Source organism: Bacillus sp. hwrm1 (assembly GCF_040207805.1).
GTDB lineage: Bacteria > Bacillota > Bacilli > Bacillales > Bacillaceae > Bacillus > Bacillus velezensis.
This window is the reverse complement of the sequence record NZ_CP157943.1, coordinates 872,876-886,288: the sequence shown is the minus strand read 5'-3', so window position 1 is coordinate 886,288 and position 13,413 is coordinate 872,876. Positions and strand designations below refer to the sequence as shown.

Sequence of the window (13,413 nt, the reverse complement as noted above, 5' to 3'; positions counted from 1 at the left end):
CTATTCTCTCCCTTTATAAATAATCTGCGTTCGGCAAGACTTTTTGAGATCGGGAAGAAAGAAGTCTCCACCACTCTTCCAGCGTCGGGTTCTCCGCCAGTTCCACAAACGTCACTTCAGCTCCGTCACGGCGCCATTGTTCGACAAGGCTCATGATTCTGACGGAGTCAAGACCTCTGTCCAGCAGGTCTTCATGATCCGGAATATCAGACGGTGATTCTTGAAGAATCGCCGCAATTTGTTCCCGCACCCGGTCTTTTGTCAATACGGCGGAAACCTTCTCTTCTCCTCCAGAAACCGGCGCGCCGCCCAGCAGCTCCAGCACTTCGTTTGTCAAAGCTGTGTAAGCGCAGCGCTGAGACGCATATTCGATGGCCATCTTATGTTTTTCTGAAGAAAAATCAGCAACGGCGTCTCCGATAAAGAAGCTTTGAATATCATCCATAAATGCTTCACAGGCTGTGATGAGACAGCCTATGTGTGCATAAATTCCCGTAATCATGAGCTGGTCTCTGCCGCTTTCACGCATGATCTCAAGGAGATTCGTCCGTTTAAACGCGCTGTATCTCCACTTTGTGAGGACAATGTCCTGATCATCCGGGGCAAGCTCCGGAATGACCTTTTCTTCATAAGGCCCGCTTTTTAGCCCCGGCCCCCAAAAATCTGTCAGCAGCGCACGGTCCGCCGGGTCTTGGCTGCCCGGCTGCGCGGTATACACCACCGGAATGCCAAGTGCTTTGCATTGCTCTTTTATTTTTTTGATATTCTGAGACGCCTCTGTGATCGGAGCTTCACCTTTCGCAAAAGCATCGACGAAATAATTCTGCATGTCATGGATCAGAAGCACCGCGCGTTTCGGATTCAGCGTCCACGATACTTTATTTTCAGGCATATCTGATGCTGTCGGCAGCGCATATGCGGAAATAGACGGTATAGCCAATGTAAACACTTCCTTTTTTAAGATTGTTTGATTTCAGCCGGCTTTACTTTTTGGGCGATCGTTTCGCGAAGATCCTTTTTACTGACCTTGCCGACGCCGGTTTTCGGGAAAGAAGCGATAAATTCAATCCGGTCGGGGATTTTATATGCCGCCAGTCCGCGCTCACGCAAAAATGCTTTCAGCTCTCCCGGTTTCGGCGCTTCTCCTTTCGGGATGACGAACACACAGGATCGCTCCCCGAGAAAATCATCCGGCATTGAAACCATGGCCGCATCATGAACGGCAGGATGCGCAAGAAGGTGATTTTCCACCTCCTCAGCGGCTATTTTTTCACCGCCCCGATTGATTTGATCTTTCGCACGCCCTTCAACGATGATATAGCCGTCCGCCGTCAGTTTGACGATATCGCCGGTCTGATAAAATCCGTCGGCTGTGAATGATCTTTCATTATGTTCAGGCGCTTTATAATATCCGCGAATCGTGTAAGGGCCGCGTGTAAACAAATGTCCCGCTTCACCGGGGGCGACATTCCGCCCGTCATCGTCTAAAACCCTTACCTCATCAAAAGGGGACATCGGTCTGCCTTGCGTATTGACAATGATCTCTTCAGGATCATCCAGTCTCGTATAATTCACCAATCCTTCCGCCATTCCGAAAACCTGCTGAAGGGTGCATCCGAAAGCGCTCTTCACGCGGCGGGCCGCCTCAGCGCTGAATTTGGCGCCTCCCACCTGCAGCACTTGAAGGCTTGATAAATCATCACTTCGCGAACCGGATGCGTCCATCCACACCATCGCAAGCGGCGGGACGAGCGCTGTAATCGTGACACGTTCTTTTTCAATTAACGGGAAGCAGTCATCCGGACTCGGCGTCGGTGACAGAACAACCCGGCCTCCGGCATATAAAGTTCCCAGCACACCCGGCGAGCTGAGCGGATAATTATGCGCTGTCGGCAGAGCGGCCAAATAAACGCTGTGTTGATCCAAGCCGCATATTTCCGCGCTGATGCGCAAACTGTATATGTAATCGTCGTGTGTTCGCGGAATCAGCTTGGACAGCCCCGTACTGCCTCCTGAAAGCTGTAAAAAGGCGACTTCCGCCGGGCTTATATCTTCCAGCTGAACAGGCTCTCTATGCAGGCTGCTCAGTTCCTGAAACTCTTCAGCTTCGCCGGCCACAATGACATGCGCCAAATCCGGAAGTTTGTCTTTCACCTGTCTGGCAAGCGCCCTGTAATCAAAACCTGAATGCATATCAGGAATGATGTATGCTTTCGCCTCTGCAAACTCGCAGAAATACGTAATCTCACTGCTTCTATGAGAAGGCAGCGCGAAAACGGGCAGCGCTCCCAGCCGGAACAGCGCGAAAATCACTTCAAAAAACTCAGTGATATTCGGCAGCTGAACAACAACGCGGTCTTCCTTTTGAATTCCGAGCTTATGCAGCCCCGCCGCTAAACGATCTGCCCTTTCATCTAATTCTTTGTAGGTCCAATGTACATCTTTACACGTCACGGCAGTTTGATTTCCGTATAAAGCCGCGCGCTCTTTCAGCATTCCTCCGAACGTCTCACCCTTCCAGCAGCCGTCTTTTCGGTATTTGTCAGCCCATTCTTCCGGCCATGGCGTAAATCCAGTCAGCACGATCCGTTCCCTCCTTTTTTACAACTCATCTTGGTAAAGCCCCATCGCCCGGAGCATGGTGCGGAATTTGGCCGAGGTCTCGTCCAGTTCATCCTGCGGCTTTGATCCGGCGACAATCCCGGCACCCGCAAAGAGCCGGAGAGACCTTGTTTCCGCTTCGGCGCAGCGGAGTGCGATAATCCATTCTCCATCACCCTCAGCATCACACCAGCCCGCCATTCCCGTGTAGAAATTGCGGTCAAACGGCTCAATATCCTGAATCGCTTCTCTCGCCGCATCCGTCGGTGTTCCGCATACCGCGGGCGTCGGATGCAGGGCGATGGCCAGCTCAAGTGATGTCGTTGACGGATCACGCAGCTCTCCCTTTACCTCGGTGGATAGGTGCCACATTGCCTCAGTTTTAATGAGTGACGGTTTTTCCGGCACATCAAGCACACGGCAGAACGGTTTAAGAGCGGCAGCCACGGCGGCCACGACTACGGCATGTTCATGCAGATCTTTTGCTGATTGCAGCAGTTCTTCCGCTCTTCTCTGATCCTCGGCGGGATCTGTGCTGCGAGGTCTGGAGCCTGCCAGCGGATTGGACAGAATCGATGTTCCGTTTTTGGACAGCAGCAGTTCAGGACTTGCGCCGAAAAGCGTTTTTCTTGTTTCTGACGTTCCCGTCACATCCGCAGCGAATGTATAGCCGCGCGGGTTGTGCTGCGCCAAATGCTTGACGGCCTGTGGAATGTCGATATCCTTTTCAGCGGTCAGATGAAGCGTCCTTGACAGCACGATTTTGCTGAGCGGACCGTCCGTAATGTTGAATACGCCTTGTTCCACACCGCTCATAAAGCCCTCAGGCTCCGGAACGGGACGGATGTCATATGTATTGGATTGCGGCTTTTCTGCGGAAGATTCCGCAAACGAAAGCGGGCCTGCCGTATGGACATTCTTCGGTACAAAAAGCCGGGAAGCTTTTCTGCCGTCAAAAGGAATGGCGCCGGCCGCAATCGGATGTTTGATGCCGGCTTGCTTTGCCTCAAGAAGCGTCTGTCTCACGCGTTCAGGCAGTGAATCCAGCTGATTTTCCGCGTCTGTATCAGGCACTTCCGCAAACATTCCTTCCGCAAGCATCGTACTTTTCGGGGAAGCTAAAAAGAACGCCCCGGGCTTGTAAGCATCCAGCACCTCTTTTGCAGACACTTCCGCCAATAAATGTTGATTTGTCATGTTTGTCCCTCCTTCTCGTTACATCAAACGCCTAAAGTAGCGCCGCCATCAACGCATAAATCATGCATCGTAATATGGTTTGCCTGTTCAGAAGCCAGAAACAAAACGGCATTTGCAATATCAGAAGGCTTCGCCAGCTTTTGAAGCGGAATTCCCGTTTTATATGTATCAAGCGAACCTCTGATGACGTCCCGGGCTCCGTTCTCGTCCTGCCACAGCGCCCGCTGCATGTCGGTTTCCGTTGAACCCGGAGATACGATGTTGCAGCGGATATGATGGGCCGCAAGCTCCAGTCCGAGGCATTTCGTAAACATGACGGCAGCCGCTTTTGACGCCGCATAAGCCGCCATGGAAGCACGCGGAACGCCGGCTGCATTCGAACCGACCGTAACGATGGCGCCTTTTTGACGCTCAATCATGTACCGGCTTACAGCCCGCGATACATGAAAAACGCCGGTCGTATTAACAGAAAATGTTTGATCCCAATCTTCATCACTGAGGGATTGCACCGGACCCGGCCGCAGCACGCCCGCAACGTTCGCCAATATTTCAATAGGCCCCATGTCGCGTTCAACGGCGGCGATGATATCATTGACAGCCGCACTGTCAGATACATCTGCGGCAAACCCCTGCGCCTGCACGCCTTTTTGCCGAAGTCTGTCAGTAAGCCCGAGAAGCAGGTCTTCATTTGTATCTATAGCTGCCACATTTACGCCTTGTTCAGCAAGGGCAAGCGCTGTTGCTTCTCCGATGCCTTGAGCGGCGCCGGTGACAACGGCCGTTTTCCCTTTCATTCCCAATGCGTCCATATTATCATTCCCCTTCTATATTGATAATGATTATCATTATCAACTATGATTCAAGACAATCATATCCAAATCAAAACACGCAGTCAATTAGAAAATTAGAATCAGCCGCATTTAGTTCGAAGGGCCTGTTTTTTCTCATGCGGGAGAATACGGGGTATGCGGTCCTCCCGGATTCAGGCAGAAACGCAGGGCCCTGCTGATTAAAACGGGCAGGACAGAAATATGGCCCTCTCCTTCAAACTCGCTGTATTCAGCACGGACTCCATCATCTTCAAATCCGGATAATAAAGAGTACAGCGCCTCTGCGTGCTGCGGGATTCTGCTTTTATGTGTTTTTTCAATTTCTCCCGCAGCCAGCAATACGCTGACTTGAAGATTTTCCGCAGAGAGCCGGTCTGACAAACGCTCCGCTTTTTCCTGAATAAAACGCTTGTTCCAGTGAATTGACGGACTCCCGGCAACATAGGTCTGGAACATGTCCGGCCTCGTCAAAAGCACTTGCAGCACAAAAAGACCGCCCAGCGAATGGCCGAAAATCGTCTGCCTGCCTCTGTCGATCGGATAATCCCGCTCCATCGCGGGCTTTACTTCTTCTTCTATAAAACTCAGAAACGCTTCCGCCCCTCCCTGTTCGGGCCATGCCGCGCCGCGCGGGTGCACCGGCAGTTCTGATTCAGAAAGCGGCATCGTAAAATCACTGTGACGTTCGGCGGAAAACGGCTGATCTGTCGGGTAGCCGATTCCGACAATCACCGCCGGAACAACGCCTGTTTTTTCAGGCCGTCGGCTTTGCACCCGCAAAGCTTCGGCCATTGTGCCGAATACGGAATTCGCATCGAGCAGGTATATGACGGGGAAGCCGGATGCAGGCGGTTCTTCCTGAGGAAAAGAGACAAAGATACGATACGTACGGCCTCCTTTTGAGCGCATTTCTCTTACTTCTGTGCCCGGAACCGCGTATCGGCCGGCCGGCGCGAAACCCCGCTTTATTTGTTTTCCGTCCATTATGTGTTCATCCCCTTTGCGGCAATTGCTTTATCTATGCTTATTGATAATGATTTTCAATATCAAAAGACACCTCAAATAATAGGTTTTTTGCCAAACAAAGTCAATGGATTTTTGATATAAAAAAAGCACCTTATTTCAATAAGGTACCTAAGAACTATATAGTGATAGGGGCTTAATCCCATGTAAAGCGCTCATTCTTCCATGGATCTCCCCTCATATGGTAGCCGTTTTTCTCCCAAAAGCCGGGGTGGTTTTCCTTTGTGAACTGAATGCCGCGCAGCCATTTTGCGCTTTTCCAAAAATAAAGATGGGGGAAAACGCCTCTGAGCGGATAGCCGTGCTCTGGCGTTAACGGCTCGCCGTTATGCGCATATGCCAGCAGGGATGTTTCCCGCGTAAAATCAGAAAGCGGCAGGTTGGCCGTCCAGCCCTCTTCAGCGTGCAGAATGACGAACCCCGCTTCTTTGTGCACTCGCGCTTTTTCAGCGATGTCTTTGGCGCGTATTCCCTGCCAGATATTATCAAGACGGGACCAGCCCGTGACGCAATGAATATCATTTTTCACTTCGGCTTCAGGAAAGGCTTTGATATCCTCAAAGCTTAACAGCATAGGACGGTCAACAAGTCCGTACACTTGCAGATTCCATTTTGACATATCTTCATAATAAGGAACATTTCCGGCGTGAAGCACGGGAAACTTCGTTGTGACATTTTGGTTTGGCGGAATCCGTTCCGACTGTTTTGTTTGTTTCGTTTTCCCGAAAAACATATGGCTCCCTCCATTTAGTAAACCTGTATTAAATCTTTGTTGACAATCAATCACCCTTCGATTACGCTAATCTGGTACAAGTGTAAGGGGGAAAAACAAATGAAACAACGCAACCTTCGCGCGGGCGATATGGCGCTTATCGGCATGTTTGCCGCACTGATGGCCGTCGGCGCCAACATTACATCAATGGCTCCTTTTTTGCAAGTTGCGGGAATTCCGTTATCGCTGCAGCCTTTCTTTTGTCTGTTAGCCGCGATGCTTCTCGGCGCCAGACGGGCAGCCATTGCAATGACGGTATACGCATTGGCCGGACTCGCGGGGGCGCCTGTTTTCGCTCAATTCTCAGCAGGCTTTGCGCCGTTTATCGGAAAGAGCGGCGGATTTATTCTCGCTTATATCCCGGCGGCATTTGCAGCCGGATGGCTGCTGGAAAAAACAAAAAAACCCGGCCGCCTGCATTATGCATGGGCCTCTTTGATCGGTACCGCCGTCATTTATATCATTGGCACGACCTATACGTATATTGCGCTGAAATTATGGCTTCATGCTCCGATCAGCTACGGAATGGCCTGGTTTTACATGATATGGTTTTTCATAAAAGATATCGTTTTAGCACTGTTATTGGCATCAATCGCGCCTGCCGTTTACAGGTCTATTCATAAAGCGACGGGGTTCAGCAGAAACCCGGCGTAAGATGTTCTCAGCATACAAAAAGGCTCCCCTTTCCGGGAGCCTTTTTTTACAGGACAAGTGCGGCAATCCAGCCGAATATCACAAGCGGAATGTTATAGAAAATAAATGTCGGTACGCACGTATCCCAAATGTGGTGGTGCTGTCCGTCGGCGCTGAGGCCTGACGTCGGCCCGAGCGTACTGTCACTTGCAGGAGAACCCGCATCACCGACCGCGGCGGCCGCTCCGATTACGGCAATCGTCGCCATCGGACTGAATCCGAGCTGAGCGCACAGCGGGACAAATATGGTCGTAATGACGGGTACGGTTGCAAATGATGATCCGATTCCCATCGTGATTAATAAACCGACCACCAGCATCAGGAGCGCGCCTAATGATTGGCTGTGGCCGATAAAGCCTGTTGATGCTTTGACCAAGGAAGCCACATCACCCGTTTTATTCAATACATTTGAAAAACCGGCCGCAACAAGCATGACAAACCCGATAAAAGCCATCAGAATCATGCCGTCCGTGATCAGCTTATCCGCTTCATTGCGCTTCATGACTCCGCTGATAAACAGCGTAAACAAGCCGGCAAGCGCGCCCATGATCATACCTTCCACTCCGAGCACTTGTGACAGATAGAGCTGAACGGCAAGCGACACGGCAATGGAGATCAAGGCGATGGCAATGCTTTTTTTCGTATAAGGAGAAGACGATAGTCCGGCAATCTCCTTCGTCTCATATTTCTTCGGTTTCCGGAAGACGATGACGGCTAAAATTAAACCGACTACCATCCCGGCCGTCGGAATGATTAAAGCATACGGGATATCACTGAGCGGCACCTTTAAACCGGCTGCCGCCATATTATCTCTCAGCATCCCCTGGAAAATCTGTCCGAATCCGACAGGCAGAACGATATACGGCGCAGTCAGTCCGAATGTCATCACACACGCGATCAGTCTGCGGTCTATTTCAAGTTCGTTAAATATTTTTAAAAGCGGCGGAATCAATACAGGAATAAACGCAATGTGAACGGGCACCACGTTTTGCGAGAAACAGGATATGATTAAAATAATCAGTACGATTAACACTTTTGACAGTGCTTTTTTCCGCGAATCTTCCTTTTTTCCGATTAGTTTGACAGACGCTTCCACCATTGCATCGGGAAGCCCCGTCTTTGTCAGCGCCGCGGCAAATGCTCCGAGCAGCGCGTAGCTGACCGCGACGGTGGCATTTCCGCCGAGACCGTCCGTAAAAGCCTTCACCGTCTCTCCTAGGCCTAAGCCGCCGGTCAGCCCGCCGGCAAGCGCGCCGATCATTAAAGCTATAATAATATTGACACGCAGCAGGCTTAAGACGAGCATAAGCAATACTGCGACAACAACAGCATTCATTGATGAGTCCCTCCAAAAATCCTTTAGTTTGCTAATGTAGTAGATAATTAAAGTTACCATATATTCTGCGCTTTAGTCAACTAAAGATTTTGGAAATCAAAAAACCCGCTGCATCAAGGCAGCGGGATGCTGTTATCTTTCGGGCGTAAAGCGCTCAGTCAAAACAGCCAACGTCCTTGCCATGACGCCTGTTGCGCCGGCAGGGCCGAAGCATGTCGCTTTATTCGCCGTTGCGGTTCCCGCAATATCGAGATGAACCCACGGCGTGTTTTCCGCGAATTCACCAATGAATGCCCCCGCCATAATCGCGTGGCCTTCTCTTCCCGGAGAATTGTTCAAATCAGCCATCTGACTGTTTCTCACCCGTTTTTTATCCTTTTCTGTAATCGGAAGCTGCCAGATCGGCTCGCCGGATTCTTTCGCCGATTTCGCAACCTGTTCATAAAACGCGGCGTGATTGGTCATGGCGCCCGTCATTTCGTTCCCTAAGGCGACAATGACACCGCCCGTTAACGTTGCGACGTCTACAAGGACAGAGGCTCCGTGCTGCTTGGCGTATGTGATGCCGTCGGCAAGCACGAGACGCCCTTCCGCATCGGTGTTCAGGATCTCAATGGTTTTTCCGCTGAGCGAAACGATGACATCATCCGGCTTCATAGCATCAGACGAAATCATGTTGTCCGTAGACGGTATGACGGCGAGCACGTTTTGTTCAGGCCGCAGTTCGCCGATAATTTCCATTGCCCCTAATACCGAGGCGGCCCCTCCCATATCGCTTTTCATGCCGACGATGCCGGTTTTCGGCTTAATTGAATATCCGCCCGTATCAAAGGTAATTCCTTTACCGACCAGGCCGATAACGTCTTCCCACTGATCTTTGCCCTGATACTTCAGAACGATCATTTTCGGCGGTTCGGATGAGCCCTTGTTAACAGCAAGCAGCCCGCCCATGCCGAGCTCTTCCATTTCATCTTTTTCTAAAATTTCACACTCGAAATCGTATTTTGCCGCAAGCTCGGCGGCATATGACGCCAAATCAGTGGCCGTCAGCATATTACCCGGCATATTCACAAGCGTGCGGGCTGAATTCGTCCCTTGGCCGTATGCCGCTCCGACGTTCAGGCCGGCCTGCACTTCCCTCAGGTCTTCTTCGGTCACGGCGCAGACTGATTTCAGTTCCTGATCCGGCTCATTTGATTTATGTTTATAATCCTGCACTTCGTAAACCGCAAGCAGACAGCTTTCTGAAAGCGCATGAGCGGCATCGGCGGCAGGCACTTCCCCGGAGACGAATGTATCGAGCAAAACGGATACTTCCTGTTTTTTATCTTGATGAATCTGCTGAAATACTCGTGCAAAGCATTCTTTCGTATCTTCAAACGAATAATCCGCTTCTCTTCCCAGGCCGATAAAATAAATACGTTTCATACCGGTCGCAGCCGGAGGGTATACTTTTGATACACGATTGCGTTTGGCGGACACATCACCATCCTTTAACAGCTGGGTCAGATGACCGTCCAATTTATCATCCAATTCCTTCGTAAATCCGTTCAGCGTGCTTTTTTGAAAAAGACCGATGACCAGTGTTTCGGGATGCCGCAGTTGATCAGATGCATAAAACATGAGTACACACTCCTTATGTGGGTATTTGTTATGTAAAGTGGTATAATGAAAAAACATTTTTCATTGATTTTATTTTACCAAACTAAGGGCGTTTTCTGCAGTTTTTCGATACGATCGGAATCAGCAGATACAGAAAGGATGTTGCATATGGATGTACTTATGAATTTTCCTTTACTGGCGAGTTTTGCCGCCATTATTTTTGCCCAAGTTGTAAAAGTGCCTATTCAATTTATCGTATCAAAAAAACTTGACTGGTCTCTTGTGACGAGCACCGGCGGCATGCCGAGCTCCCATTCCGCTGCCGTCACCGCGCTGTCAACCGGAGTCGCTTTGGAACAGGGACTGGATTCGCCCCTGTTTGCAGTCGCCGCGATTTTCGCCGTCATTACGATGTTCGACGCTACAGGTGTCAGGCGGCATGCGGGTGAACAGGCGACGGTCATTAATAGACTGGTCATCGACTTTAATCGGTTTGTCAGCGAAGCGAAGGACTTTCAGAAAGCGGAAGAGAAGGAAAAACAGAAGAAACTGAAAGAACTGCTCGGCCATCAGCCGATTGAAGTATTCTTCGGCGGCGTCACCGGTATTGTGCTGACATTGATTTTAGATTATCTCTTTATGTAAAAAACGCTTCAGCGGATGCTGAAGCGTTTTTATTCTTTTACCGTTTTGTATTGATTTCTGAACACTTGCATCGACTTTGTTTCGTTCAGCTTTACAAGTTCGTCCTCGGTCACTGTGCCGTTCCCTTTTTTAATCATGTAGACCTCAAGTGTTTTTTTGCCCCAATTGTTATAGACGTCCTTGACGGTGTCAAAGTAGAGGTCAAGGCGGCTGCCTTTAATTTTTGAGCCGGTATCGGCGACAACCCCGTAACCGTAATTCGGTATAAACAGAATCGTCCCGATCGGGAAAACAGACGGATCGGCCGCAACAGTTGAATATAAATCGCGTTTGACCTTCACGCCTGAATATGTAATTCCGTACTGCGGATGACCCGGAGATTTTCCGGTAGATTCCGCTCCGGCGGTATAACCGGTGGCCGTCACCTTATGTGAGGGATAGCGTTCCCAGTCAAAAGCTTCTTCCAGCGGTTTTATCCTGCCTGATGCCTTCTTTTCCGGCTGATTCTGTAAGGATTGAAACGGAGTGCCCATGTTTTTCAAAACGGCGCCGCGATGCTCGGTCATCCAGTTTGTCAGATCCTTTGCTTCAACACCGGTTATGGAAAAGTATGTCGCATGGCATGCGCCCAAAAAGAGCACGATCATGAATACGCGTCTGATTATCGTCAATCTGAAATCACTCTCCTCCGAGTCATTGTTCCCAACTCGGTGAGGTGCTATACAAATAGCGCCGCGGCACAAAAAAAGCTTTCTCAAATAAGAAAGCGGCTTAAAACATTTGATATCCTCTTTTTCTGAGCGCCTTTATGGCAATGCCTGACGTGATGGCTCCCGCCAGTCCGCCCGCCAAAATCACGACATCCGCAACCGCTAATGACATGATACGCTGAAACAGGCTTTGAAAGGATTCCCCCGGCGCCTGCACGTAACTGATCATCTTTTTATTGCTGATAATGAAAAGGCATACAATCGGATAGACAACAGCCATAATCCACGACATTCTAAGCAGCATGTTCAACAGAAAGCCTATGCCGAAAAACAGTACAAAAAATAGTACGATTGAGATCAGGACGACCGGCAAACTAATCACAAACATCCACCCCCTACAGCACTTTCAGTGTACCTCGGGGGCGGTAAAAAAGTCAACGTCTGGAAAAATCAGCGTCTCTCTTTGCCGCTTCCCTGGCAGGAGGGACATGTTTCGGAGCCGCCAAGAAGCAATTGAAAATACCCTTTACCTGAGCAGAACGGACACGCCGCCGTGCTTTTTGCTGTCGTTTTCATGCGGATCACCCTTTTTCTTAATTTTCTGATAATATATCATATTTACTTGTCAAGCACCAAGTCAGAATATGTAACAAAATAACTCATGTAAGCGAAAACATTTATTTTTTTCTTTTACATTCTTTTGATAGCGCTCTTTTTTAAAAGAAGAGAAAACCCGCGGCCGCGGGTTTTCAGAAGAATTTAAACTTCCCTTTTTTCAGCGTCAGGCCCAGCCCGCCGATCATAAAGAGCGAGCGGTTGTCAATGACCTTTTTCATAAAGGACGCCGGCGTGCCTTTGAGCTTCCTGCCGTATACGACTCCGACAGCGTTATGCTCACCGAGGGAGGCAACGGTTCCTTTAATGTCAGGCTTGAACTCTTCAAGCTGGCCTCCTTTAATCAAACCGCCCAGATTTTTGGCGACCGTTTCTCCTTGCTGCATCGCGATCTGAGCAGTCGGCGGGTACGGCCGTTCCGTCTCTTCATTGATAAAGAGCGAGCTGTCGCCGAGTATAAAAACGTCATCATGACCCGGCGCCCGAAGATCAGGGTTGACCTTGACACGGCCGCGCATATTTTCAAAACCCGCTTCCTCCACGATCGGATGTCCGCGCACGCCCGCGGCCCAGACAACGGTCTGCGATTTGATTTCTTCCGGTTCTTCATCTTTCTTGCCGACTGTGACACCGTCTGCGCGGCATTCTTGAACCGCGGTGCCGATTTTAAATTCAACGCCTTTGCTCTCAAGGTATTGAACGGCGTATTCGACAAGCTCCGGATCAAATCCCGGCAAAACCGTCGGGGCGGCCTCGACACAGACGATCCGGACGAGACTTTCATCTATATCATAATATCTGCATAACTCCGGCTTGCGGTTCGCAAGTTCACCGAGAAATTCAATTCCCGTAAAGCCCGCTCCGCCGACAACGATGGTTAAGCGGTCAGGGCGTTTTTCGGCCTCCGTATTGTATGTCGCAAATTGGAGCTCAATATGGTCTTTCAGCTGGCGCGACGTATTAATATTCGCGATCGGAAAAGCGAATTCTTTTAAGCCTTTAATCCCGAATGTTTCAGGGACGGCGCCAAGCCCGATGACAAGATAATCATAAGGGATGTCCCCTTGTGAAAGCGTCACCTTTTTATTTTGCACATCTATCGCTTTTACGGTATCCTGCACAAATTTGACCCGTGATTCATTGATTACATCTTTTATTTGATATCTGCAGCGGTCATGATGCAGCGTTCCTGCGCTCGCTTCATGCATCCATGTCGTTTCATAATGATAATTGTGTTTATTGACCAAAGTAATGTCAGCGTCATTTGCCCCGATATGCTTCGGAAGCCTTGTTACTGTCATTAATCCACCATAACCTGCACCTAAAACCACGATTTTGGGTTTATTCAATGCCATCACATCCACCTTCTTTTTTTTGCTGTTAGACGCA

At 49.8% G+C, this 13,413-nt stretch carries 14 protein-coding genes; 2 read left to right on the top strand and 12 right to left on the bottom strand.

Annotated features, from left to right (window positions below):
• Window positions 1-13 precede the first annotated feature (13 nt).
• The 6 genes from ABK447_RS04575 to ABK447_RS04550 form a co-directional block, all read right to left on the bottom strand.
• Window positions 14-940, bottom strand: a complete 927-nt coding sequence (locus ABK447_RS04575; RefSeq protein ID WP_025285198.1) for an isochorismatase — start codon at window positions 938-940, stop codon at window positions 14-16.
• Window positions 941-957: 17 nt separating this feature from the next.
• Entirely contained in the window at window positions 958-2,583 is a 1,626-nt protein-coding gene (locus ABK447_RS04570) for a (2,3-dihydroxybenzoyl)adenylate synthase (RefSeq protein WP_059367909.1), read from the bottom strand.
• An 18-nt stretch (window positions 2,584-2,601) separates the two neighbouring features.
• Window positions 2,602-3,798, bottom strand: coding sequence for an isochorismate synthase DhbC (dhbC, locus tag ABK447_RS04565; protein ID WP_025650210.1), 1,197 nt, complete (start codon window positions 3,796-3,798; stop codon window positions 2,602-2,604).
• A gap of 23 nt (window positions 3,799-3,821) precedes the next feature.
• Window positions 3,822-4,607, bottom strand: coding sequence for a 2,3-dihydro-2,3-dihydroxybenzoate dehydrogenase (locus tag ABK447_RS04560; RefSeq protein ID WP_043020747.1), 786 nt, complete (start codon window positions 4,605-4,607; stop codon window positions 3,822-3,824).
• 135 nt (window positions 4,608-4,742) lie between these two features.
• Window positions 4,743-5,612, bottom strand: coding sequence for an alpha/beta hydrolase (locus ABK447_RS04555; RefSeq protein ID WP_012118332.1), 870 nt, complete (start codon window positions 5,610-5,612; stop codon window positions 4,743-4,745).
• 175 nt (window positions 5,613-5,787) lie between these two features.
• Complete coding sequence (locus tag ABK447_RS04550) at window positions 5,788-6,384, bottom strand: sulfite oxidase-like oxidoreductase (RefSeq protein ID WP_015240495.1); 597 nt, start codon at window positions 6,382-6,384, stop codon at window positions 5,788-5,790.
• A gap of 99 nt (window positions 6,385-6,483) precedes the next feature.
• On the opposite strand from ABK447_RS04550, the gene ABK447_RS04545 reads away from it, so the two are divergent.
• Entirely contained in the window at window positions 6,484-7,077 is a 594-nt protein-coding gene (locus ABK447_RS04545; RefSeq protein ID WP_007408702.1) for a biotin transporter BioY, read from the top strand.
• Window positions 7,078-7,123: 46 nt separating this feature from the next.
• Here ABK447_RS04545 and ABK447_RS04540 read toward each other — a convergent pair whose 3' ends face one another.
• Both ABK447_RS04540 and ABK447_RS04535 read right to left on the bottom strand, forming a co-directional pair.
• Window positions 7,124-8,452 carry an SLC13 family permease gene (locus ABK447_RS04540; RefSeq protein ID WP_007408703.1) on the bottom strand — a complete coding sequence of 443 codons (1,329 nt, stop codon included), beginning with the start codon at window positions 8,450-8,452 and terminating at the stop codon, window positions 7,124-7,126.
• 132 nt (window positions 8,453-8,584) lie between these two features.
• A complete protein-coding gene (locus ABK447_RS04535) occupies window positions 8,585-10,075 on the bottom strand; it encodes a leucyl aminopeptidase (protein ID WP_100001596.1) in 1,491 nt (496 codons plus the stop codon).
• Window positions 10,076-10,222: 147 nt separating this feature from the next.
• Between ABK447_RS04535 and ABK447_RS04530 the strand changes: the two genes are divergently transcribed.
• The gene (locus tag ABK447_RS04530; RefSeq protein ID WP_100001598.1) at window positions 10,223-10,699 is read left to right on the top strand and encodes a divergent PAP2 family protein; all 477 of its coding nucleotides are present in this window, start codon (window positions 10,223-10,225) and stop codon (window positions 10,697-10,699) included.
• Between the two features lie 29 nt (window positions 10,700-10,728).
• Here the strand turns inward: ABK447_RS04530 and ABK447_RS04525 are convergent, their stop codons facing one another.
• From ABK447_RS04525 to ABK447_RS04510, 4 genes are all read right to left on the bottom strand, one after another.
• A complete protein-coding gene (locus tag ABK447_RS04525; RefSeq protein ID WP_032876757.1) occupies window positions 10,729-11,370 on the bottom strand; it encodes a 3D domain-containing protein in 642 nt (213 codons plus the stop codon).
• Between the two features lie 100 nt (window positions 11,371-11,470).
• Window positions 11,471-11,791 (bottom strand): YuiB family protein, encoded by a 321-nt coding sequence (locus ABK447_RS04520; RefSeq protein ID WP_025285206.1) that lies wholly within the window; start codon window positions 11,789-11,791, stop codon window positions 11,471-11,473.
• Between the two features lie 68 nt (window positions 11,792-11,859).
• Window positions 11,860-11,985, bottom strand: coding sequence for a YuiA family protein (locus ABK447_RS04515; protein WP_007408708.1), 126 nt, complete (start codon window positions 11,983-11,985; stop codon window positions 11,860-11,862).
• 173 nt (window positions 11,986-12,158) lie between these two features.
• Window positions 12,159-13,379, bottom strand: coding sequence for an NAD(P)/FAD-dependent oxidoreductase (locus tag ABK447_RS04510; protein WP_033574903.1), 1,221 nt, complete (start codon window positions 13,377-13,379; stop codon window positions 12,159-12,161).
• Window positions 13,380-13,413 lie beyond the last annotated feature (34 nt).

Coding starts and splice junctions, on each gene's coding strand:
- dhbC (WP_025650210.1), bottom strand. CDS start 3,798: ATGACAAATCAACATTTATTGGCGGAAGTGTCTGCAAAAGAGGTGCTG.
- ABK447_RS04560 (WP_043020747.1), bottom strand. CDS start 4,607: ATGGACGCATTGGGAATGAAAGGGAAAACGGCCGTTGTCACCGGCGCC.
- ABK447_RS04555 (WP_012118332.1), bottom strand. CDS start 5,612: ATGGACGGAAAACAAATAAAGCGGGGTTTCGCGCCGGCCGGCCGATAC.
- ABK447_RS04550 (WP_015240495.1), bottom strand. CDS start 6,384: ATGTTTTTCGGGAAAACGAAACAAACAAAACAGTCGGAACGGATTCCG.
- ABK447_RS04545 (WP_007408702.1), top strand. CDS start 6,484: ATGAAACAACGCAACCTTCGCGCGGGCGATATGGCGCTTATCGGCATG.
- ABK447_RS04540 (WP_007408703.1), bottom strand. CDS start 8,452: ATGAATGCTGTTGTTGTCGCAGTATTGCTTATGCTCGTCTTAAGCCTG.
- ABK447_RS04535 (WP_100001596.1), bottom strand. CDS start 10,075: ATGTTTTATGCATCTGATCAACTGCGGCATCCCGAAACACTGGTCATC.
- ABK447_RS04530 (WP_100001598.1), top strand. CDS start 10,223: ATGGATGTACTTATGAATTTTCCTTTACTGGCGAGTTTTGCCGCCATT.
- ABK447_RS04515 (WP_007408708.1), bottom strand. CDS start 11,985: ATGAAAACGACAGCAAAAAGCACGGCGGCGTGTCCGTTCTGCTCAGGT.
- ABK447_RS04510 (WP_033574903.1), bottom strand. CDS start 13,379: ATGGCATTGAATAAACCCAAAATCGTGGTTTTAGGTGCAGGTTATGGT.